The organism is Streptomyces sp. NPDC051909 (assembly GCF_040681095.1).
Lineage (GTDB): Bacteria > Actinomycetota > Actinomycetes > Streptomycetales > Streptomycetaceae > Streptomyces.
The window spans coordinates 65,918-85,856 of record NZ_JBFAYA010000001.1 but is presented as its reverse complement, the minus strand read 5'-3'; the positions used below and the strand labels follow the sequence as shown (position 1 = coordinate 85,856).

22 protein-coding genes are annotated in these 19,939 nt (G+C 73.4%); 13 read left to right on the top strand and 9 right to left on the bottom strand.

Translation table 11 applies throughout. The annotated features are described in order from the left end of the window. The first annotated feature begins 17 nt into the window (after positions 1 to 17). The 3 genes from AB0M18_RS00455 (at position 18) to AB0M18_RS00445 (ending at position 3,130) form a co-directional block, all read left to right on the top strand. Positions 18 to 287 carry a DUF2530 domain-containing protein gene (locus AB0M18_RS00455; protein ID WP_365754271.1) on the top strand — a complete coding sequence of 90 codons (270 nt, stop codon included), beginning with the start codon at positions 18 to 20 and terminating at the stop codon, positions 285 to 287. Between the two features lie 88 nt (positions 288 to 375). Further along, a complete protein-coding gene (locus AB0M18_RS00450; RefSeq protein WP_365754269.1) occupies positions 376 to 2,805 on the top strand; it encodes a cation-translocating P-type ATPase in 2,430 nt (809 codons plus the stop codon). Positions 2,806 to 2,827: 22 nt separating this feature from the next. Continuing rightward, the gene (locus tag AB0M18_RS00445; RefSeq protein WP_365754267.1) at positions 2,828 to 3,130 is read left to right on the top strand and encodes a hypothetical protein; all 303 of its coding nucleotides are present in this window, start codon (positions 2,828 to 2,830) and stop codon (positions 3,128 to 3,130) included. Between the two features lie 112 nt (positions 3,131 to 3,242). Here the strand turns inward: AB0M18_RS00445 and AB0M18_RS00440 are convergent, their stop codons facing one another. Beyond that, the gene (locus AB0M18_RS00440) at positions 3,243 to 3,674 is read right to left on the bottom strand and encodes a MarR family transcriptional regulator (protein WP_365754265.1); all 432 of its coding nucleotides are present in this window, start codon (positions 3,672 to 3,674) and stop codon (positions 3,243 to 3,245) included. Beyond that, entirely contained in the window at positions 3,674 to 4,090 is a 417-nt protein-coding gene (locus AB0M18_RS00435; protein ID WP_365754263.1) for an SRPBCC family protein, read from the bottom strand. The genes AB0M18_RS00440 and AB0M18_RS00435 overlap by 1 nt, the downstream gene beginning before the upstream one ends. A gap of 201 nt (positions 4,091 to 4,291) precedes the next feature. Between AB0M18_RS00435 and AB0M18_RS00430 the strand changes: the two genes are divergently transcribed. Next, on the top strand, positions 4,292 to 5,179 hold the full coding sequence (locus tag AB0M18_RS00430; RefSeq protein WP_365754262.1) for an LPXTG cell wall anchor domain-containing protein: 888 nt from the start codon (positions 4,292 to 4,294) through the stop codon (positions 5,177 to 5,179). A 14-nt stretch (positions 5,180 to 5,193) separates the two neighbouring features. Here AB0M18_RS00430 and AB0M18_RS00425 read toward each other — a convergent pair whose 3' ends face one another. Both AB0M18_RS00425 and AB0M18_RS00420 read right to left on the bottom strand, forming a co-directional pair. Beyond that, the gene (locus tag AB0M18_RS00425; RefSeq protein ID WP_365754261.1) at positions 5,194 to 8,352 is read right to left on the bottom strand and encodes a molecular chaperone Hsp90; all 3,159 of its coding nucleotides are present in this window, start codon (positions 8,350 to 8,352) and stop codon (positions 5,194 to 5,196) included. A 174-nt stretch (positions 8,353 to 8,526) separates the two neighbouring features. Continuing rightward, positions 8,527 to 9,465, bottom strand: a complete 939-nt coding sequence (locus tag AB0M18_RS00420; RefSeq protein ID WP_365754260.1) for a DUF3027 domain-containing protein — start codon at positions 9,463 to 9,465, stop codon at positions 8,527 to 8,529. Between the two features lie 384 nt (positions 9,466 to 9,849). On the opposite strand from AB0M18_RS00420, the gene AB0M18_RS00415 reads away from it, so the two are divergent. From AB0M18_RS00415 to AB0M18_RS00400, 4 genes are all read left to right on the top strand, one after another. Continuing rightward, positions 9,850 to 11,247, top strand: a complete 1,398-nt coding sequence (locus AB0M18_RS00415) for an MFS transporter (RefSeq protein WP_365754258.1) — start codon at positions 9,850 to 9,852, stop codon at positions 11,245 to 11,247. Positions 11,248 to 11,515: 268 nt separating this feature from the next. After that, a complete protein-coding gene (locus tag AB0M18_RS00410) occupies positions 11,516 to 11,998 on the top strand; it encodes a DUF2771 domain-containing protein (protein ID WP_365754256.1) in 483 nt (160 codons plus the stop codon). Between the two features lie 7 nt (positions 11,999 to 12,005). Continuing rightward, entirely contained in the window at positions 12,006 to 12,818 is an 813-nt protein-coding gene (locus AB0M18_RS00405; protein ID WP_365754254.1) for a futalosine hydrolase, read from the top strand. Then, positions 12,806 to 13,687, top strand: a complete 882-nt coding sequence (locus AB0M18_RS00400) for a 1,4-dihydroxy-6-naphthoate synthase (RefSeq protein WP_365754253.1) — start codon at positions 12,806 to 12,808, stop codon at positions 13,685 to 13,687. Before AB0M18_RS00405 ends, AB0M18_RS00400 begins: the two co-directional genes overlap by 13 nt. A 7-nt stretch (positions 13,688 to 13,694) precedes the next feature. Here AB0M18_RS00400 and AB0M18_RS00395 read toward each other — a convergent pair whose 3' ends face one another. The 3 genes from AB0M18_RS00395 to AB0M18_RS00385 all read right to left on the bottom strand — a co-directional run bounded on the left by AB0M18_RS00395 (position 13,695) and on the right by AB0M18_RS00385 (position 14,616). Continuing rightward, positions 13,695 to 14,078 (bottom strand): cold-shock protein, encoded by a 384-nt coding sequence (locus AB0M18_RS00395; protein ID WP_365754251.1) that lies wholly within the window; start codon positions 14,076 to 14,078, stop codon positions 13,695 to 13,697. A gap of 116 nt (positions 14,079 to 14,194) precedes the next feature. Beyond that, positions 14,195 to 14,392, bottom strand: coding sequence for a hypothetical protein (locus AB0M18_RS00390; protein ID WP_365754249.1), 198 nt, complete (start codon positions 14,390 to 14,392; stop codon positions 14,195 to 14,197). After that, positions 14,389 to 14,616, bottom strand: a complete 228-nt coding sequence (locus AB0M18_RS00385; protein WP_365754247.1) for a DUF6415 family natural product biosynthesis protein — start codon at positions 14,614 to 14,616, stop codon at positions 14,389 to 14,391. Before AB0M18_RS00385 ends, AB0M18_RS00390 begins: the two co-directional genes overlap by 4 nt. A gap of 108 nt (positions 14,617 to 14,724) precedes the next feature. On the opposite strand from AB0M18_RS00385, the gene AB0M18_RS00380 reads away from it, so the two are divergent. Then, complete coding sequence (locus AB0M18_RS00380; protein WP_365754245.1) at positions 14,725 to 14,904, top strand: hypothetical protein; 180 nt, start codon at positions 14,725 to 14,727, stop codon at positions 14,902 to 14,904. 80 nt (positions 14,905 to 14,984) lie between these two features. Here AB0M18_RS00380 and AB0M18_RS00375 read toward each other — a convergent pair whose 3' ends face one another. Beyond that, positions 14,985 to 15,635 carry a recombinase family protein gene (locus AB0M18_RS00375; RefSeq protein WP_365754243.1) on the bottom strand — a complete coding sequence of 217 codons (651 nt, stop codon included), beginning with the start codon at positions 15,633 to 15,635 and terminating at the stop codon, positions 14,985 to 14,987. Between the two features lie 111 nt (positions 15,636 to 15,746). Between AB0M18_RS00375 and AB0M18_RS00370 the strand changes: the two genes are divergently transcribed. Continuing rightward, positions 15,747 to 16,025: a hypothetical protein gene (locus AB0M18_RS00370; RefSeq protein ID WP_365754242.1), complete on the top strand. Its 279-nt coding sequence runs from the start codon at positions 15,747 to 15,749 to the stop codon at positions 16,023 to 16,025. A gap of 9 nt (positions 16,026 to 16,034) precedes the next feature. Here the strand turns inward: AB0M18_RS00370 and AB0M18_RS00365 are convergent, their stop codons facing one another. Beyond that, positions 16,035 to 16,679 carry an HAD family hydrolase gene (locus AB0M18_RS00365; protein WP_365754241.1) on the bottom strand — a complete coding sequence of 215 codons (645 nt, stop codon included), beginning with the start codon at positions 16,677 to 16,679 and terminating at the stop codon, positions 16,035 to 16,037. A 91-nt stretch (positions 16,680 to 16,770) separates the two neighbouring features. On the opposite strand from AB0M18_RS00365, the gene AB0M18_RS00360 reads away from it, so the two are divergent. The 3 genes from AB0M18_RS00360 to AB0M18_RS00350 are packed head-to-tail and all read left to right on the top strand — an operon-like array spanning position 16,771 to position 19,693. Beyond that, complete coding sequence (locus AB0M18_RS00360) at positions 16,771 to 17,784, top strand: iron ABC transporter permease (RefSeq protein ID WP_365754239.1); 1,014 nt, start codon at positions 16,771 to 16,773, stop codon at positions 17,782 to 17,784. Then, positions 17,781 to 18,866 (top strand): iron chelate uptake ABC transporter family permease subunit, encoded by a 1,086-nt coding sequence (locus AB0M18_RS00355; protein ID WP_365754237.1) that lies wholly within the window; start codon positions 17,781 to 17,783, stop codon positions 18,864 to 18,866. Before AB0M18_RS00360 ends, AB0M18_RS00355 begins: the two co-directional genes overlap by 4 nt. Next, positions 18,863 to 19,693 (top strand): ABC transporter ATP-binding protein, encoded by an 831-nt coding sequence (locus tag AB0M18_RS00350; protein ID WP_365754235.1) that lies wholly within the window; start codon positions 18,863 to 18,865, stop codon positions 19,691 to 19,693. The genes AB0M18_RS00355 and AB0M18_RS00350 overlap by 4 nt, the downstream gene beginning before the upstream one ends. Positions 19,694 to 19,939: the final 246 nt, after the last annotated feature.

The window sequence follows — 19,939 nt, the reverse complement described above, 5'->3', positions numbered from 1 at the left end:
CGCCTAGACTGCCTCCCATGGCGAAGTGGACACCGAAGCACGAGGCACCCGAGCCCCTGGAGGGGCCCGTCGTCGCCACCATCACGGGCGGCACGATCCTCTGGTTCGTCCTGTTCCTCGTCCAGATCCCGTTCTACGGCTGGTTCGCCGACCGGGACCTGACCTCGTGGGTGTGGACCTGCCTGGCCGGCGCCGGTCTCGGCCTGATCGGCATCTGGTACGTACGGAAGCGGGACGCGGCGATCAAGCGGCACGCGGCCCGGCAGGCGTCCGACGACGACGCGTAGTACCTGAGGACCTTTCCCCTCCTCCCCCGGTCTGATCTTCGGACTTCTCGGCGGGTGGGCGGCCGCGTCCGGTCGTACCGTCGAAACCATGACGCAGCGGGCGAAGATCGACACGGACGACGGCGAGGTCCCGGCAGCGGCGACGGCGGGACCATCGGCCGGCACCGCCGTCGTGCACCGCCCGCACGGCCTGACCGCCGCCGAGGTCGCCGAGCGGGTCGCGCGCGGCGAGGTCAACGACGTACCCGTACGGAGCTCCCGCTCCACCACCGACATCGTCCGCGGCAACGTCTTCACCCGCTTCAACGCGATCATCGGCGTGCTGTGGGTGATCATGCTCTTCGTCGCGCCGATTCAGGACAGCCTCTTCGGCTTCGTGATCATCGCCAACACCGGCATCGGCATCGTCCAGGAACTGCGCGCCAAGAAGACCCTCGACGGGCTCGCCGTCATCGGCGAGGCGAAGCCGACGGTGCGTCGGGACGGCGTCGCCGCCGAGGTCTCCACCTCCGAGATCGTCCTCGGCGACCTCATCGAACTCGGCCCCGGCGACAAGATCGTCGTCGACGGCGCGGTCGCCGAGGCCGACAGCCTGGAGGTCGACGAGTCCCTGCTCACCGGCGAGGCCGACCCCGTCGTGAAGAAGCCCGGCGACCGGATGATGTCCGGCTCCTTCGTCGTCGCCGGCGGCGGCGCCTTCACCGCCACCAAGGTCGGCCGCGAGGCCTACGCCGCCCAGCTCGCCGAGGAGGCCTCCCGCTTCACCCTCGTCCACTCCGAGCTGCGCACCGGCATCTCCACCATCCTCAAGTACGTGACGTGGATGATGATCCCGACCGCGCTCGGGCTCGTCATCAGCCAGCTCGTCGTCAAGGACAACGACTTCAAGGAGTCCGTCGCCCGCACCGTCGGCGGCATCGTCCCGATGATCCCCGAGGGGCTCGTCCTCCTCACCTCCGTCGCCTTCGCGATCGGCGTGATCCGGCTCGGCCGCAAACAGTGCCTCGTGCAGGAGCTGCCCGCCATCGAGGGCCTCGCCCGGGTCGACGTGGTCTGCCTCGACAAGACCGGCACGCTCACCGAGGGCGGCATGGACGTCACCGGGCTGCGCATGCTGAACGGCTCGGAGGAGGCGTACGTACGGAAGGTGCTCGGCGCGCTCGGCGAGTCCGACCCGCGGCCCAACGCCTCCCTCCAGGCCATCGTGGACGCCTATCCGGACTCGGTGGACTGGCGGTGTACGGAGTCGCTGCCGTTCTCGTCGGCGCGCAAGTACAGCGGGGCGGCGTTCAGCGAGGGCGACGGCGAGAACTCGACCTGGCTGCTCGGCGCGCCCGACGTGCTGCTCCCGGCCGGGGACCCGTCCCTCGCGGAGGTCGACCGGCTGAACGAGCAGGGACTGCGGGTCCTGCTGCTCGCCCGTACCGCCCACGAGCTCGACTCGCCGGACGTGGCGAAGGACGCGCGGGCCTCCGCGCTGGTCGTCCTGGAGCAGCGGCTGCGGCCGGACGCCGCCGACACCCTCGCGTACTTCGCCGAGCAGAACGTCACCGCCAAGGTGATCTCCGGCGACAACGCGGTCTCGGTCGGCGCCGTCGCCGGCAAGCTCGGCCTGCCCGGCGCGGAGAACACCGTCGACGCGCGCACGCTCCCGACCGACCGCGACGAGATGGCGAAGGCCCTCGACGCGGGCACCGTCTTCGGCCGGGTCACCCCGCAGCAGAAGCGCGAGATGGTCGCGGCGCTCCAGTCGCGCGGGCACACGGTCGCGATGACGGGCGACGGCGTCAACGACGTCCTCGCGCTCAAGGACGCCGACATCGGCGTCTCCATGGGCTCCGGCTCCGAGGCGACCCGGGCCGTCGCGCAGATCGTGCTGCTCAACAACTCGTTCGCGACGCTGCCGTCGGTGGTCGGCGAGGGGCGCCGGGTGATCGGCAACATCACCCGGGTGGCGACCCTCTTCCTGACGAAGACGGTCTACTCGGTGCTGCTCGCGATCCTGGTGGTGGTCAGCCAGGTCGAGTACCCCTTCCTGCCCCGGCACCTGACCCTGCTGTCCACCCTCACCATCGGCGTCCCGGCCTTCTTCCTGGCCCTCGCCCCCAACAGGGAGCGGGCCAAACCGCACTTCGTACGGCGGGTGATGCGGTACGCGATCCCGGCCGGCGTCATCGCGGCGGCGGCCACCTTCGCCACGTACCTCCTGGCCCGGCACCACTACACCGGCCCCGGCGCGCTCGACGCCGAGACCAGCGCCGCGACCCTCACCCTCTTCCTGGTCTCCATGTGGGTCCTCGCGATCATCGCCCGCCCCTACACATGGTGGCGCATCGCCCTGGTCGCGGCCATGGGCGGCGCCTTCCTGCTCGTCCTCGTCGTGCCCTGGCTGCAGGACTTCTTCGCACTGAAGCTGGTCGGGGTGACGATGCCGTGGACGGCGGTCGCCGTCGCGGCGGCGGGCTCGGCGGTGCTCGAGTTCGCGTGGCAGTGGGTGGGGCGGCGCTTCCCGGCGTGACGGACACGCCCCAGCGTCCCCCATGTCCTTCGACGCCACCATGAACGCGGAGTTCGCCCGACGGGCCTGGCGGTCCGCCGCCGCCCGCCTCGCCGCCCGCGGCCTCCTCGACCCCGCGGGCCTGCCGAACCCCGCGGCCCGCGCCCTGCGCACCCACATCGAGTCCCGCACCGACACCCTCGCCGCCCGCCCGTACGCGGCGGCGCTCTCCCCGGCCGAGGCCGACCGGACGGTGGCGCTGCTGGGCGTCCTGGCCGACGAGGTGCTCGACTCGGGCACCATCCCCTTCCCGAACCCGATGGGACCGCCGGCCCGGAAGGCGTAGGAAGGCGTAGGAAGGCGTACAGGTCGGCCCGGCAGACGGGATGAGTGCCGACCGGCGCGGGAGGTCCGCCCGCCGGCCCCGGCCCGGCCGCGTCAGCGCCGCCGCCGGCCCGTCAGGCCTCCGCCACGCGGGCCAGTCGGCCAAGGAGGGTCACAGCCTCTTCGACCGGGACCGGCTCGAAGAAGCGCGCGTCGACGGCCTCGACGGCCTCGACGGCGCGGGGCGCGAGTCCGGCGCCGGCCTCGGTGACGCGCAGGCGCTTCGCGCGGGTGTCGGCGGGGTCGGTCTCGCGCTCGATCAGCCCCTTGGCCTCCAGGGCCCGCACGACCTGCGAGGTCATCTTGACGTCGGTGCCGGCCTGGCGGGCCAGGGTCTGCTGGTTGGGCCGTTCGCCGCGGGCGTTCAGCCACCAGGCGCAGGCGAGCAGGACGAACTGCACGTGCGTGAGCCCGAGGGGCGCCAATGCCGCGGCGATGTCGCGCTGCCAGCGCAGCGTGGCGTGCCAGAGCAGGAATCCGGGGCTCTCCCCCGGGCCGAGGGCCATCAGCCCCGCGCCCGCTCGATCAGCGCGGCCACGGTCTCGGGCCAGTCCCCCGTGACTGCGGGGCCGATCCGCGGGCCGAGTTCGCCGACGCCGTCGCCGGTGATCCGCATGCGGTACGTCACGCGGGTCGGCAGCGTCTCGCCGCGCTCGATCCAGTGCTCGGTGCGCAGCACGAGTCCGCCGAACCGCGCCTCGTCCACGAACAGTTCACCGTCGACGGTCTCGGTGACGACCAGGTGCACCGGGTCGTCACCGACCGGGGTCATCTCGATCCGGGCGCCCGGCACGAAGGGGCCGTCGATCCGGACGTCCGCGATGTCGGCGTTCCAGGTGCCCCAGTTCTCCACATCGGCCCACAGGCGCCAGATCGCCTCGGGAGCGGCGTCGGTCTCGACGGAGTGCTCGTACGTCCACATGGTGGTCTCCCGTTGTTCGTACGCGTGCGTGTACGTGCGACTTGCTCTATGCAGAGATTATCTGCGCGCAGACTATCGGCGCAAGGGGAATCCGGGAGCGGCCCCTCGGTCGGACCTGCGGGTCCCGCGCCGGGCACAGTGCAACCGTTCGAACCTCCTGGTTGTCCTCCCAGTGCGCACACCTATGGAAGGAAACCTCCGATGAGACTCCGCCCGGCCGCCACCGTGGCATGCACCACCGCCGTGCTGTTCCTCGCCGTACCCGCCGGACATGCCGCGGAGCCCCCCGCGGCTCTGCCCTCCTGCACGGATGTCTCCACCGCCCACGGGGACTACGAGCAGAAGTCGCTCACGGCGAAGGTGGACGTGATCGCCGATCCGCTGGTCGCGGGCAGCGGCTGGCAGCCCGTCAAGGGCACGGTGACCAACATCGGGGCCGAGGACCTGACGGGCGTCAAGGTGAGCGGCCACCCGTGGCGTCAGGTCGAGTCCCCGGAGTACGACCTGCGCGACTACGTGAAGGCCCAGGTGAAGGCAGCCGACGGCAGCTGGCACGACCTGGGGACGGGGCTTGCCGGCGTCGACGAGATCGGTCTGCTCAAGGCCGGGGAGACCAGGACGTACGACCTGCGCATCCAGGCGGAGGGCAAGCTCCCCGCCGACCTCACCGGGGCGGAGTTCGCGTTCTCGGGTGCGTTCGCGGACGTCTACCGCTTCCCGGACACCGGCAAGGAGGTCGACTGCCTCGGGACCGCCGACGCCAACGACGCCTTCCGCATCAAGCACCCGGACATCCGGCCGACGCCGACGAAGACCTCCACGCCCACGCCGACGAAGACCCCGACCAGGACGCCGGCACCGACGGCCACCGCCACTGCCACGGCGCCCCCGACGGCCACCGCGGCCCCGAGCTCGACACCCACTCCCTCGGCCACGGTGTCGAGCTCGTCCTCGCCGACGGCCGTCGCCGCCGGCGGGAACCTCGCCGACACCGGTTCCTCGGGCACGACCACCCTCGCCGTCATCGGCGGCGCGGTCGTCGTCCTCGGCGCGGCCGCCGTGTTCCTCGGCCGCCTCCGCAAGAACTGACGTACCGGATCCGCTCAGTCGAACCAGCGGTCCCGCGCCAGCTCCGACGTCCGTGACGGGTCCTCCAGGAGGGCCGCGACCTCGAAGCGGCGGGGCCACTGGCCGGCCGCCCAGGCCAGGCCGGCGGCGACGCCCTCCAGGGTGGCGGCGTGGATGACGCCGTCGGGGGTGCGGCGCCAGTCGAGTTCGGTGCCGGCGGCGCGGAGCTCCTCGTGTTCGACGTACGTGGCGGGGGTGGCCGGGCCGAGGAGGGCGTGGACCGAGGAGGGGACCTCGTGTTCCTCGCCCGTCGTGGTGACCTCGGCCGGGACCGCCTCGCTCAGGCGGCGCACCTGGAACAGCTCGGCGAGCTCCGCGGCCCGGGCCGGGGCGACCGGCAGCAGCGGCAGACCCGCGGCGAGGGGCAGCAGATCGGGCGCGTCGGCGACCAGCGCGTCGGCCGCGTCGACCACCACCAGCTCGCCGTCGACCACCGCCCGCAGCTCGTCCGGCAGCGTCACCTGCTCCGGGTCGAGATCGGCCAGGGCCGTGTAGAGGGCGTGCAGTTGGGTGCCGGAGACCTCGCGGGACGGGTCGGCGAGCCGGCCCAGGAGCTCCGCCGCGCCGCCCGGCTCGTCGAGCAGCGCGGACACCGAGGTGCGCACGCCGAGGGCCCGCAGCACCTGCTCGTCCTCGAAGCCGGTCGCGTCGGCCGAGTCGTACAGACCGATGAGCAGCGGATCCGTGCCGGCCGCCCGCAGACCGGCGGGCCGCCGCCCGTCGAGGACCGGGTGGTCGCGCAGCCACCACGCCGTGTACGAGCGGACCGTCTCCGTCGTGCCGTCCGGCAGCAGCACCCGTACGGGCTGGGTCAGCGCGTCCCGCAGCGGCGGCTGCGCGAGCAGCGCGAGGGCCCGCGGCCAGGCGTCGTCGTCGACCAGGTCCAGGTCCCGTACCGCCACGATCTCCGTCGCCACCGGCGGCACCGGCGCCTCGGGCAGCCGGTCGAGCACGTCCTCGCACCACACGTCGACCGCGTCGAGCAGCCCCGCGTCGTCCGGCTCCGCGAAGTCGCCCTCGCGCGGCTCCAGCTCGTCCGGGTCGAGCACCAGGTCCGCGGCCCGCACCAGCTGGAACCCGGCGAGCACCCCGCACGCGGCGAGCGGCTGCTCGCCCCAGCGCTCGGCGAGCTCCGCGTCCACGAAGGCGAGTTCGTCCTCCCGCATCACCGACGCGAAGGCCGAACCCGGCATGACGAGCTCGCCCGCCGGGGCCGGCTCCCCGTCCTCGTCGGGCAGGGCGAGCGCCCCGAGCCACGGCTCGTCGCCGGGCGCCAGGTCCGCGTCCCGTACGAGCGCGAGCACGGTGTCGGCGAGCTCGTCCGCGTCGAGCGTGTCGGCGTCCTCGTCCCAGATCTCCCCCGCGTCGAGCGAGCCGGCGACCGCCGCCCGCACCTGCGGCGTGGTGAGCACAGCGCGCGGCGTCGCCGGTACGGCGCCCAGCTTCTCCAGGACCGGATGCGCCGCGTCCGGGTGGGCGACCTTCAGACCGAGCCGGGCCAGGTCGACGGGGGTGTGCTCCTGCGGCAGCAGGACCTGGCGGGGCCCGACGGTGGTGCGGACCCGGCCCGACCCGGCCTCGCCGAGCAGCGGCACCGGCAGGCCGGTCAGCCGGTCCGGGTCGACCCCGGCCAGCGAGTCGTAGAGCCGCCACCACCAGTCCGGGGCCCGCTCGACGCCCGCGAGCCGGTCGATCGCCTCGGTCAGCGGCAGCCGCCCGACGCCCAGCGTGCGCAGCTCGACCCGGCGCTCCAGACCCGCCGGCAGCAGCGTCGGGAACACCTCCGCGAGCACGGCGACGGTCTCCGCGCCCGCGCCCTCCACGACCTCCGCCTCGATCGGGCGCAGCGCGGGCAGTTCCTCCGACGCGGCGGCCGGCGCCAGGAACGCGACCCGTGGCAGCCGCTCCAGGACCGCCCCGCGCAGCGCCCCGTCGAGCACGCCCTTGCCGAGCGGGCCGGGGACGAGGTCGAGGGTGCCGGTGCTCACCGGCTGCCAGTCGGCGAGCAGCTCCGCGTACGCCTCGCCCGCCTTCTCCACCAGGAAGTCCGTGAGCGGCCCGGGCGCCGGGTGGCGGCGCGCGGTGTCCAGCGGGAACGACGCGATGAGCAGCGCCGGGATGCCCAGCGGCTCGTCGGTGGGCGTCGGCGCGTGCACGACCGGCGCGGTGCGCGGGAACTGCGGCGCGCCGTCCCCGTCCACCGGTACGGCCCAGGTGACCGACCAGTGCGGGCGCAGCCGCTCCTCGGTCGGGCGGTCCTTCAGCAGGGCCGGGTCGAGCGGGCCGGCATGGCTGACGGTGCGCCAGCGGCGGGTGCCGGCGGCGGAGTCGGCGATGTGGGTGTAGCCGTCGCGGTCGTCCCGGGTGAGGGTACGGGTGCCCTCCGGGGTCTCGACGACGACCTCGGTGAGGCCGGGGAGGGTGAGCAGCAGCGCGTCGTCGACGGCGTCGAGCAGCCGCTGCGCCAGGCCCTCGGCGGCGGCGTCCCGCAGCGGCAGGACGACGACCGTGTCGTACCCGTCGGGCGCGGTGCCCTCGGCGGGCAGCGGCAGCCGCAGGAGCGGTACGTGGCCGTCCCGGCGGCGCAGTTCGTCGCCCAGGCCCGGGCTGTGCCGGGCCACGTCGGCGGCCAGCTCGCGGGCCTCGGCGAGCGACCAGCGGACGCCGCCGTGGCGGCCGAGCACGGCCGGCTCGTCGGTGACCGCGAGCACGGCGGCGAACCCGACGCCGAACCGGCCGACAGCCCCGGACCCGGCGTCCGTGTCCCGCTCCGTGCGCTTCGCGGAGGCGCGGAGGGTCGACAGCGACTCCACGCCCGTGGCGTCCAGCGGGGCGCCCGTGTTGGCGGCGGCGAGCACGGCGGGGCCGTCGGCGTCGGCGGCGTGCAGGGTGAGCCGGAGCCGGCCGGTGACGGCGGCGCGGCGGGCGGCGTCCGACGCGTTCTGCGCCAGCTCGACGACGAGCCGGTCCCGGTAGCCGCCGAGGACCAGGTCCTCCTCGGCGTTGGCGTCCTCCCGGAACCGCGCCCCACCGGCCGCCCACGCGTCGAGCACGCCTCTGCGGAGCCGTGCGGTACCGAAGGGGTCGGTTCCGTCGGTCGACGTCCTGACGCTGACGCTCACGTCTGACTCCACTCTGCGGGCGGTTCGTTTCGGGGGTACCGACCGGTTCCGAGTTCCGGCCGGTGCCCGAAGGTACCGCGCGAAGCGGGGTGCGCGCGGCGGGGCGCCTCGCCGTTCCCGTTGTGGGCGTTCGTCCCGCTGGGCGCGGGGGTCCCCCCGGCGAAGCCAGGGGGAGGGCGGGGCCCGCTACGAGTGCCCCAGGTCCTCCGACGCCCCGTCCGGCTCCGTCGTCGAGCCCGAGTCCTTCGCCGGGCGCAGCGGGAACTCGTCCGCCGCCATCGAGTCGAGGACCGGCGGCGCCGGACGCGGAGGCTTCGGCATGACCGCCGCCTCGGAGTGGCCGCCACAGCCGTAGGAGAGCGAGACGACCCGGCCGTCCGCCGGCGAGAACTCGTTCGCGCAGACACCGAAGGACTGCTTCAGCGAGCCCGCGATCGGCATCAGGAACGCACACGACACGCACGTCGCCGGCGCCGCCTGCGCCATCGGAGTCTTCGCGCCGAACGCCTCGTCCCAGCGGTCCGCCGCCACATGCAGCCCGTACCGCGAAAGCACCCGCGCCCGCCGCATCCCGAGCTCCTCCGCGACCGCCGCGATCGCGCCCCGCGAGGGCGTGCGCGAGGTCAGCTCGGCGTCCTCCTCGTCGAGGTGGTCCACCATCTCCTCCGAGACGGCGGAGTTCGGCGGCGGCGCGTCCTCGCCCGAGTAGCCGGGCTCCAGGCGCAGGTCGTCCTGCTCGGTCGGCAGCAGGTCACCGGGGCCCATGTCGCCCGGCCGCAGCCGCTCGCTCCACGGCACCCACTCGGGCGCGAGCAGCGCGTCGGGGCCGGGCAGCAGGACGGTTTCGTCAAGCGTGACGTTCTTGGCGCGGGAGGCCCGGGTGACGGTCACGGCCCAGCGCCAGCCCCGGTAGCCGAGCTCCTTGGACTCGAAGAAGTGCGTGACGACCCGGTCGCCCTCGGCGACGACCTCCACGTGCTCGCCGACCACGCCCGGCGCGGCGGCCGCGTCGGCGGCCTCCCTCGCGAGGTCTACCGCCTCGGCGCACAGACGGTCGGGGGTACGTACGGCTCGCGGGGCACGCGTGGCTCGCGGGGTACGGCTTCGCGTCGTCGCAGCACTCACAGGTCTCGCTTCTCTCCTACGCCGTCTCACGGGTGCGCCGGCCGAGGAGCGGGAGCGGGCGGGAGGTACGGGCGGGGCAGTGGGCGGAGCGGACCAGAGGGCCGCATCGACGTCCACGCCCGGCATGTCTCTCGTGCTTCTCGCGTGTCTCGGGCACACCTATCGTCATCCATTCTGCGGGATGCCGAAGAGGCGCGCGGCCGAGAACATCCGCCGGTGGCGCGCTACGCACGCTACCCCGTTCGCAGCTCTCAGCCCACCTGCCCGCCCCAAGTGGCCCGCATCGCGGACCGCGGACACGCGCCGCGCGGCCCCCGCGCGACTGCGACCTACGGACCCCGCCGACCCTCGCCGGGCCCTGTCAACGGTTCGTACGCCCGCATCGTGGGGCACTATGACGGAGTGGCAGCCGCACGGTCTTCCGCACGATCCCACGATCATGCCGGGCCGCTCAGCCGAGCGGGCCGGAAGGTGGGCCGCGCCCTGCACCTGCCGTTCACGGGCACGGCGAAGGGCATCAGAAGGGCCACGCACGCCCATGGGGCGGGCGAATCGGGGCTCGGGAAACTCATCGAGCTGCACGCCGTGAACGGCGCGGGCGACGTCATGATCACCGTCGCGCTCGCCTCCACGGTGTTCTTCTCGGTGCCGACGGACGAGGCACGCGGCCGGGTCGCGCTGTACCTCGCGATCACGATGGCGCCCTTCACCCTCCTCGCCCCCGTGATCGGCCCGCTTCTCGACCGGCTCCCGCACGGCCGGCGCGCGGCGATGGCGGGCGCGATGCTGACCCGGGCGGTCCTCGCCGTCCTGATGTCCGGCGCGGTCGCGACCGGCGGGCTCCAGCTCTACCCGGCGGCGCTCGGCGTGCTTGTGGCCTCGAAGGCGTACGGGGTGGTGCGCAGCGCCGTCGTGCCCCGCCTGCTGCCACCGAAATTCTCCCTCGTGAAGGCGAACTCACGCGTGACCCTCGCGGGTCTGCTCGCCACGGGCATCGCCGCCCCGATCGGCGCGGGGCTGCAGGCGGTCGGTCCCGGCTGGCCGCTGTACGGGGCGTGCGCGCTGTTCCTGCTGGGCACGTACTGGGCGCTGCGGCTGCCGCACAAGGTGGACTCGGCGAAGGGCGAGCGGCGGGCCCACCTGCTCACCCACGGCGAGAAGAAACCCAGCCTGCGGACGGTGGGCCCGGCGGTCCTGCACGGGCTCCAGGCGAACGCCTCGCAGCGCATGCTGTCCGGCTTCCTGATCTTCTTCCTGGCCTTCCTGCTGCGCGTGCACCCGCTGCCCGGGCAGAGCGCGGCGGTGTCGCTCGGCATGGTGGCGGTGGCGGCGGGCGTCGGAAACGCGTGCGGGACGGCCGTCGGCTCGCTGCTGCGGGAGCGGGGGCACGGGCCCGAAGTGATCATCGCCACGATGCTGTCGATCGTCCTCGGGACAGCCGTGCTCGCCGCGATCTTCTTCGGCGGCCTGATGGTCGCGGTCCTGGGCGCGGTCGCGGGCCTGACCCAGGCCCTGTCGAAGCTGTCCCTGGACGCCCTGATCCAGCGCGACGTCCCGGAGGCGGTGCGGACCTCGGCGTTCGCCCGTTCGGAGACGGCGCTGCAGATGGCCTGGGTGGTGGGCGGCGCGATCGGCATCTCGCTGCCGCTGAACGGCACGGTGGGCATGTCGGTGGCGGCCGGCATCCTGGCGCTCGGCTGGCTGCTCGCCGTACGGGGCCTGGTGGCGGCGGCCCGGAAGCCGGGGCGGAAGGGCGGGCCGCAGAAGGCGAAGGTGGCGTAGTGCCGCGGGCGCTGTCCGTGCGGGTCCGTACCGGTGCTGGTCCGTACGGGTGCGGGTCTGGGCCCGGAAGCGGAACGCGCCCGCAAAGGCGCCGTCCCGTGTAGCCCACCCTCCCCCTGGCTTCGCCGGGGGGACCCCCACGCCCTGCGGGACGAATGCCCACACGGGGGTGGGCGGGTGCGGGACGATTGCCCACAACGGGGACGGGCGGCGCGGCACGCCGTACCCCCGCGTGGCGCGGACGCGACGGCCCGATAGCCTTCGGCTCATGACCGTTGCGTTCCTCACCCGTAAGCGCCGCCGGGCCGCCGTGGCCCTCGGGGCCGTCTCCGCGGGGCTCCTCGTCCTCTCCGCCTGTGACAAGCCGACCCCGGTTGCGACCGTGACGGTCGGGTCCAAGTCGGTGAGCTCCGAGGCCGCCTGCTACAACGACGGCGAGCCCATCGCCGAGAAGCAGATCGCCGCCTGCCTGAACAAGAAGGCCGAAGACTCCATCTCGGTCGACCCGTCCGACAAGGTCCGTTTCGGCGTCGACCCGGACATCGCCGACAACGGCTGGACGATCTTCCTGGGCGGCCAGGCGGCCGAGCCGGAGCCGTTCAAGAAGACGTACCGGACGATTCCGGCCAACGCCTTCTTCTCCACCCAGACGGGCGAGGAGACCGACCAGACGCAGGTCACGATCGTCGAGAACACCGGCAAGTCGGTGACCGGCATCTGGCACTTCGACCTGAAGAAGAAGGAATCCTGATCCACCGGTGATCCACCGGATCCTCATCGTGACGGCCGTGGCGGCGGAGGCGGACTCCGTCGCCGCCGGCCTCACGACACCCCCCGCCGGGACCGAGCCCCTGAGGCTCCCCGGCGGTTTCGCGTTGCGCCGCCACAGCGGCGTGGACGGTCCCCTCGTGGACGTCCTCGTCGGGGGCGTGGGCCCGGCGGCCGCCGCCGTGGCCACCGCCACGGCGCTCGCCTGCGCGACCGCCCACGACGGCCACGACGGCCACGACGGCCACGACGGCAAGGACGCCCAGGACCGCCCGTACGACCTGATCGTCTCCGCCGGGATCGCCGGCGGATTCCTCCCGCACGCCCCGATCGGCACGGTCGTCGTGTCCGACCGCCTCGTCGCGGCCGACCTCGGCGCGCAGACCCCCGGCGGCCCCGACGCACCCGCCGGCTACCTCTCCGTCGAGGAACTCGGCTTCGGCCGCTCCGCGCACCCCGCACCGAAGCCGCTCGTCGACCGGATCGCGGGCGCCCTGCCGGGCGCCGTCGTCGGCCCGGTGCTCACCGTGAACACCGTGACCGGCACCGCCGCGCGCGCCGCCGAGCTGGCGGCCCGTCACCCGGGCGCCGCGGCCGAGGCGATGGAGGGCTTCGGGGTGGCCGAGGCGGCCGCCGCGTACGGCGTGCCCGTCGTCGAGGTACGGGCCGTGTCCAACGCCGTCGGCCCGCGCGACCGCTCCGCCTGGCGCATCGGCGAGGCCCTGGCCGCACTGAGCGACGCCTTCCGGCGGCTCAGCCACACCGTCTTCGTCGAGCCGGAGTTCCCGTCATGCCCAAGCTGAAGATCGCCTACTCGCCCTGCCCGAACGACACCTTCGTCTTCGACGCCTGGGCCCACGGCCGGGTCCCGGGGGCCCCGCGGCTCGACGTGACCTTCGCCGACATCGACCTCACCAACGGCTGGGCGGAGGCCGGCGACGCCCCGTACGACGTCCTGAAGGTGTCGTACGCGGTGCTGCCGTGGATCCTGGAGGAGTACGCCCTGCTGCCCTGCGGCGGCGCCCTGGGGCGCGGCTGCGGGCCGCTGGTGCTCACCCGGGACGCGGGCGATCCGGCGGACCTGGCCGGGAAGACGGTCGCGGTGCCGAGCGAGCGCTCGACGGCCTATCTGCTGTTCCGGCTGTGGGCGGCGGACAGCGTCCTGGGGGCACCTCCCAGGCGAAGCTCTGGGGGAGGCGTCGGCGAGGTCGTCGTGCTGCCCTTCCACGAGATCATGCCGGCGGTACGGGACGGCAAGGTCGACGCCGGGCTCGTCATCCACGAGGCCCGTTTCACGTACCAGGAGTACGGACTGCACGCCCTCGCCGACATGGGCGAGCACTGGGAGCACACCACCGGCCTGCCGATCCCGCTCGGCGCGATCGTCGCCAAGCGCTCGCTGGGCGAGGACATGCTGCGGCGGCTCGCCGAGTCGGCGCGCGCATCGGTGCGGATGGCCTGGGACGACCCGTCCGTCTCCCGCCCGTACGTACTCGAACACGCGCAGGAGATGGACCCGAAGGTGGCCGACCAGCACATCGGCCTCTACGTCAACGAGTTCACCGCGGACCTCGGCGAGCACGGCTACGCGGCGGTCCGCGGCCTGCTCACCCGCGCCGCGGCCGAGGGACTCGTCCCGCCCCTCGGCCCGGACGCGCTGCGTTTCCCCTGACGGGCGGCTACACGTCGAGCTGGTCGGCGACCGCCCGCAGCAGGCCGGCGATCTTCTTGCCGTGCGTCTTGTCGGGGTAACGGCCACGCTCCAGCATCGGCGTGATGTTCTCCAGGAGCGTGGTCAGGTCCTGCACGATGGACGCCAGTTCGTCGGGCTTACGGCGCTGCGCCGCGGCGACGGACGGGGTCGGGTCGAGGACCGTGACGGAGAGCGCCTGGTCACCGCGCTGCCCGGCGACCACGCCGAACTCCACGCGCTGACCCGGCTTCAGGGCGTCGACTCCGGCGGGCAGCACCGACGAGTGCACGAAGACGTCGCCGCCGTCGTCGCGGGAGAGAAAGCCGAAGCCCTTCTCGCTGTTGAACCATTTGACCTTGCCAGTCGGCAAAGCACACGCTCCCTCGATCGGTCCCGGACGCTCCAGGGCGCCGGGGGAAATGCCCTCGCCCACCTTACTGGGGCTCTCCCCAGGGACAGACAGGGTTAATCCAGCCCGAGGGAGGATCAGAGGGCCTTACGCCACTCGGCATCCGGAGAGGTCAGACGCCGAACGAGGATGCGCGCCAGGCGCGCTTGCTCACGGTGGGCATAGACGTCTCGTCCCGGGCCACTGCTGCCCGGCTCGTGCCAGAGGAACACCACGTCGGCTTCCTCGGTGATCACTCCTTCGCATGCACGACAGAAGTAGATCGTCCGGCTCACGTCCGGCCACCGAGGTTCACGTACTGGTCGGTGAGGCCGACCAGGGCGCAGACGCGGGGGATATCGCCCTTGAGATGCCTGTCCGCGGCCGCGGCGACCTCGGGGATGGCGATCATGATCATCCCTCGGAGAGCCTGGGTCAGACTGTCCACCTCTCCAACGGACAGGCTCTGCGCGTCCTCAACCCAGCAGCCGTCGGGCCGTCCCCCGCATCGCCTGCACATCAAGGGACGCGGTCTGCACACAGGGACGCAACGTCATAGTTCTGCTTCCTTGAAGAGCGCTTTGTCCCGGCGAAAGTGCTTGGTGAGTCCATCGAGGATGATGACTGGGTGTTGGTTCTGCGTGGCCTGCTGAGTCCCGACGAGGACGGAGGGGCGGCCCTGGACGTGGGCGGCACGGCGATCCTGTTCGATCTCGCCGACCCGCCTCTGCCGGACGGTGTCGATGGGTCGTGGGTCGAGGTCCGCGTGGCACCGGACACCGTCATGGTCTGGCCCTACGAAGCCTGACCGCCGGCGGGCGGTCAGGTGTCGCGCCAGTTCGGGGTGGACTCGTAGCCGCTACAGGCCACGTTGCTCCGCAGTTCTTCTCAAGCGCACGCCTCGCCGACAGCGCCGGCGAGATCCCGGATCCGATGAGTGGATTGCCCCTCGCGGACGCGTCGGAAGATCTCTTCGACGTACGGATGGAAGTCCTGGTCGATCTCCAGAACCTTCCTCCTGCCGCCTTCCACAGCCTTGATGCGGTAGCCGGTAGGCGGAGCACCCGTCAGCCACGAACGGTTTTCCAGGCGGCCTTGCACGCCGTTCAGGACGCGCGCCTGGATGGTGTCCCACTCGGCCTCGGCGAAGACGGCCGTCATCCGGGCCATCATCTTCCCCTGAGGGGTGGAGAGGTCGAAACCCTCTTCCACGCAGACGATGAACTTCCCGTTCTGCTGCGCCCAGTCCAACAGTTCATTGAAGTGCATGGAACGACGGGTGAGCCTGTCCATCCTGGCCGCGATGATGACGTCGAACTCGTCGGCTCGGGACGTGAGCCAGCGTCCCAGGACGGGTCGCTTGAAGGGGCTCATGGAACCAGAGACGTCGATGTCTTCCGCCTCTCCCACCAGCGTGCCGGACAGATGAGGGGAGCTGACGTGGTGACGGACGACGCCACGCTGCCACTCGATGGAGGTGGAGCCGTCAGCGTCGGCCGACAGACGGAGACAGGCGAGGTAGCGCAGTCCGGGTGTCATGGCGGGAACGTAGCGCTCTTCTCGTGCCTAGGTGACCGACTTGGATCTATCGGTAGGCACATTGACGCCCTCGGACTCTGGCGGTCGAATCCTTGGAACTACCCTGGCAAAATGCGTAACGAAACCCCCAAGGCACCGGCGCACGACAGTGCGCCCGGTGACGGGCTCGTCCGGGCCGGTGTGATCCTCTTCGGCGTCGGGGCGGTCGCGACCCTGGTCACGGTGGCTCCGCTGTTCCTCGGGACCGATCCGTTCCCGACCGTCGCCTACCTGGTGTCGATGCTGATGGGCGTCGGCTTCCTCGTCGCCGGCGCCGGTGTGCTGCGGTCGATCGCCGCCGGACGGCGCCGGGCGCGGGCCGTGCAGGCGGCGGCCGGGCAGGCCCGCTAGGCGCTCGCGCTAGCCGCGCAGGTCCCGCACGTACGCCTCCCACCAGGGGCGGAAGTCCGTCAGGTCGGTCAGGACCACGTCCGCGCCGGCCGCCCGCAGCTCCTCCGGGGCGCAGGGGCCGGTGGCCACGGCGACCGAGAGGGCCTCGGCGGTACGCGCCCCGCGCACGTCGCCGACGTGGTCGCCGACGTACACCGTCGCGCCGTGCGCGCGCAGCGCCGCCGCCTTGCCCTCGGCCCACAGGTCGCCGGCGAGCGCGTCCGGCTCCATGCCGAGGTGGGTGAGATGCAGCTTGGCGTGCGGCTCGTTCTTCGCGGTGACCACGACGGTCCGGCCACCGGCCTCCCGAACGGCTTGAATCGCATCCCGCGCGCCGGGCATCGGGACGGTCGGCTCGATGGCGTACTCCCCGTAGAACTCGCGGTACCGCTTCACCATCTCCGGAATCCGGTCCTCGGGGAACCAGTGGGCGAGCTCCTGGTACAGCGGCGGGCCGAGCCGGGAGACGACCAGGTCGGCGTCGATCGGGACGCCGACGTCGGCGGAGAACGCCTCGAAGGCGGCCTTGATGCCGGGGCGGGTGTCGAGGAGGGTCAGATCGAGGTCGAAGCCGACGGTGGGAGTGGCGGGGCTGCGGGATTCCATGCCGGCCATTGCGCCCAGGTGTTCGAAACGGACGGGGCCGGTGTCCTGACGGACCGGGCCGCCGGTCTGACTTAGCGAAGCCTTGGCTAACCTCATCTCCATGTCCGCTGCACGTACCCGACGCGCCACCCGGCGCGTCGTCGCGATCACGGCGGCCGTCGTCGCCCTCCTGGCCGCCGTCCTGCTCAGTCTCGCGGTCGGCGCCCGCGCCGTCCCGCCGTCCACCGTGGTCGACGCGCTGCTGCACGGCGCCACGGGCGACGACGCCGAGGTGGTGCGGCAGCTGCGGGTGCCGCGCACGCTGATCGGTCTGATGGTCGGCGCGGCGCTCGCGCTCGCCGGGACCGCGCTCCAGGGCATCACCCGCAATCCGATCGCCGACCCCGGCATCCTCGGCATCAGCCAGGGCGCGTCGGTCGGGGTCGTCCTCGCCATCGCGTTCGCCGGGGTGCACACCCTCACCGGGTACGTGTGGTTCGCCTTCGCCGGCGCGGCGCTCGCGTCCGTCGCCGTGTACGCGATCGCGTCGAGCGGCCGGGGCGGGGCGACGCCCGTGAAGCTGGCGCTCGGCGGCGCGGCGATCAACGCGCTGCTGCTGTCCGTGACCACCGGCGTCCTGACGACGCGGGCCTCGGCCCTCGACGAGTTCCGGTTCTGGCAGATCGGCTCGCTGGACGGCCGGGACGCCCAGGTCGTCGGCCGGATCTGGCCCTTCCTGCTGCTCGGCGCGGTACTCGTGGTGTCCGTGGCACGCGGCCTGGACGCGCTCGCGCTCGGCGAGGACGTCGCCAAGGGGCTCGGGCAGCGGGTGGCGACCGTGCGGATCGTCGGCGGGGTCGGCGCGACCGTGCTGACCGGCGCCGGGGTGGCCGCCGCCGGGCCGGTCGCCTTCGTCGGCCTCGCCGTGCCGCACATCGCGCGCGCCGTGGTCGGCGGCGACCACCGCCGGCTGCTGCCGATGGCGGCGCTGATCGGGCCGGTGATGCTGCTCGTGTCGGACGTGCTCGGGCGGATCCTGTTCCCGCCGGGCGAGGTCCCGGCGGGTGTGATGACCGCGCTGATCGGCGTGCCGTTCCTGGTGACGCTGGTGCGCCGGAAGGCGGTGCCGGCGTGAGTACGACCACGGTCAGGACCCGGCCCCGGCCCCGGCTCCGGCCCCGGCTCCGGCCCCACGGCTATGGGCTCGTACGCGCCGGGCGCGCCTCCTTCCTCGTGCACCGGCGCTCCGCCGTGGCCGGCGCCCTGCTCCTCGTCCTCCTCGCCGCCGTCGCGGTCGTGTCGCTGTGCGTCGGCGAGCGGTTCATCGGGCCCGGCGAGGTCCTGCGGGTGCTCCTGGGCCCTGAGGAGTCCCTGATCGTCGAGGAGCTGCGGCTGCCGCGCCTGGAGACCGGCCTGATGGTCGGCGCGGCCTTCGGCGTCGCGGGCGCCCTCATCCAGACCGTCGCCCGCAACCCGCTGGCCAGCCCCGACGTCATCGGCATCAGCCAGGGCGCGGGGGCGGTCACGGTCGCCGCGATGACCTTCGGGCTCGCGTCGTACAGCGTGATCCCGTACGTGTCGATCGCGGGCGGCGTCATCGCCACCGCGCTCGTGTACGTGTTCGCGTGGCGCGGCGGGCTGCACGCGACGCGCTTCGTGCTGATCGGCATCGGCTTCGCCATCGCGCTGCGCTCGCTGACCCACCTCTTCATGACGAAGGGCGACTATCTGGTCGCCCAGCAGGCGCAGATCTGGATGACCGGCTCGCTCAACGGGCGCGGCTGGGACGAGGCGGCGCCGCTGCGCTGGACGCTGCTCGTGATGCTGCCGACGGTGCTGTGGGCGGCGCGGGCGCAGCGCACGGTGTCGCTCGACGACGACACGGCGACGGCTCTCGGGGTGCGGCTCGGGCGGGTGCGGCTGGGTCTGGTGGCGGTGGGCGTGGTGCTCGCGTCGGTCGCGACGGGCGTCGCCGGGCCGGTCGACTTCGTGGCGCTGCTCGCGCCGCAGATCGCGCGCCGGGTGACCCGGACGGCGCAGATCCCGCTGCTGTGCTCGGCGCTGCTCGGCGCGCTGATCGTGGTCGCCGCCGATGTGCTGGGCCGGCGGCTCTTCGCGCCCACCGAACTGCCGGTGGGCGTTCTGACGGCGGCGGTGGGCGCCCCGTATCTGATCTGGCTGATCGTGCGCGGTTCGCGCGCCGGAGGTGGGCGTTGAGCAGGCTGAGGACCCGTGAGCTGACGCTCGCGTACGAGGAGCGGACCGTCGTCCACGGGCTCGACCTGGCGATCCCGGACGGCAGGGTGACGGTGATCGTCGGCCCCAACGCGTGCGGCAAGTCGACGACGCTGCGGGCCCTCGGGCGGCTGCTCCGGCCGAAGGGCGGTGCCGTCCTGCTCGACGGCGACGAGCTCGCCAAGCTCCCGACCAGGCGCATCGCCCAGAAGATCGGCCTGCTCCCGCAGACCCCGGTCGCCCCCGAGGCGATCACGGTCGGCGACCTGGTCGCGCGCGGCCGGCAGCCGCACCAGGCGTGGTGGAGGCAGTGGTCGGAGGAGGACGAGCGCGCGGTCGTCGACGCGATGGCCCGTACCGACGTCACCGCGCTCGCCGGGCGTTCCGTGGACGAGCTGTCCGGCGGCCAGCGCCAGCGCGTCTGGATCGCGATGGCCCTCGCCCAGGAGACCGACCTCCTCCTGCTCGACGAGCCCACCACGTACCTCGACATCGCCCACCAGGTCGAGGTCCTGGACCTGGTCCGCCGCCTCAACCGCGCCCGCGGCCGCACGATCGTCCTCGTCCTCCACGACCTCAACCAGGCCGCCCGCTACGCCGACCACCTGGTCGCGATGAAGTCCGGCCGCGTCGTCGCCGAGGGCCCCCCGGCCCAGGTCGTCACGGCCGAGCTCGTACGGAACGTCTTCGGCCTGGAGTCCGTCGTGATCCCCGACCCGGTGACGGGCTCCCCGCTGGTGGTGCCGGGCGCGCCGTGGTCGCCGGACGGCGCGGAAGAGACGGAACGGGACGAGGCGGTACGGGGGTAGAGCGCGGGGCCGGGGGCGCGGGCCCGGGGGCGCGGGGCCGGGGGGCGCGGGCCGGAAGGCCCGCCGCGCGGCGGGCCTCGCCGAGTGGCCCGGCCGGGCCGCGGCCTCGTACGCCGGGCGAAGCCGGAGAAGAGGCCCGGGGAACTCCGCGCAGGGGCGCGGGCCCGGGTCGCGCCGACCCGGCGCAACCACTCAGCCGCCGCCTTCGGCGTGCCGCGCGCGGCCGGCCTCGTATTCCGAGCACTC

Coding starts and splice junctions, on each gene's coding strand:
- AB0M18_RS00375 (WP_365754243.1), bottom strand. CDS start 15,635: ATGACACCCGGACTGCGCTACCTCGCCTGTCTCCGTCTGTCGGCCGAC.
- AB0M18_RS00430 (WP_365754262.1), top strand. CDS start 4,292: ATGAGACTCCGCCCGGCCGCCACCGTGGCATGCACCACCGCCGTGCTG.
- AB0M18_RS00440 (WP_365754265.1), bottom strand. CDS start 3,674: ATGGCCCTCGGCCCGGGGGAGAGCCCCGGATTCCTGCTCTGGCACGCC.
- AB0M18_RS00445 (WP_365754267.1), top strand. CDS start 2,828: ATGTCCTTCGACGCCACCATGAACGCGGAGTTCGCCCGACGGGCCTGG.
- AB0M18_RS00370 (WP_365754242.1), top strand. CDS start 15,747: ATGCGTAACGAAACCCCCAAGGCACCGGCGCACGACAGTGCGCCCGGT.
- AB0M18_RS00385 (WP_365754247.1), bottom strand. CDS start 14,616: ATGTGCAGGCGATGCGGGGGACGGCCCGACGGCTGCTGGGTTGAGGAC.
- AB0M18_RS00455 (WP_365754271.1), top strand. CDS start 18: ATGGCGAAGTGGACACCGAAGCACGAGGCACCCGAGCCCCTGGAGGGG.
- AB0M18_RS00410 (WP_365754256.1), top strand. CDS start 11,516: ATGACCGTTGCGTTCCTCACCCGTAAGCGCCGCCGGGCCGCCGTGGCC.
- AB0M18_RS00360 (WP_365754239.1), top strand. CDS start 16,771: ATGTCCGCTGCACGTACCCGACGCGCCACCCGGCGCGTCGTCGCGATC.
- AB0M18_RS00450 (WP_365754269.1), top strand. CDS start 376: ATGACGCAGCGGGCGAAGATCGACACGGACGACGGCGAGGTCCCGGCA.
- AB0M18_RS00365 (WP_365754241.1), bottom strand. CDS start 16,679: ATGGCCGGCATGGAATCCCGCAGCCCCGCCACTCCCACCGTCGGCTTC.
- AB0M18_RS00400 (WP_365754253.1), top strand. CDS start 12,806: ATGCCCAAGCTGAAGATCGCCTACTCGCCCTGCCCGAACGACACCTTC.
- AB0M18_RS00435 (WP_365754263.1), bottom strand. CDS start 4,090: ATGTGGACGTACGAGCACTCCGTCGAGACCGACGCCGCTCCCGAGGCG.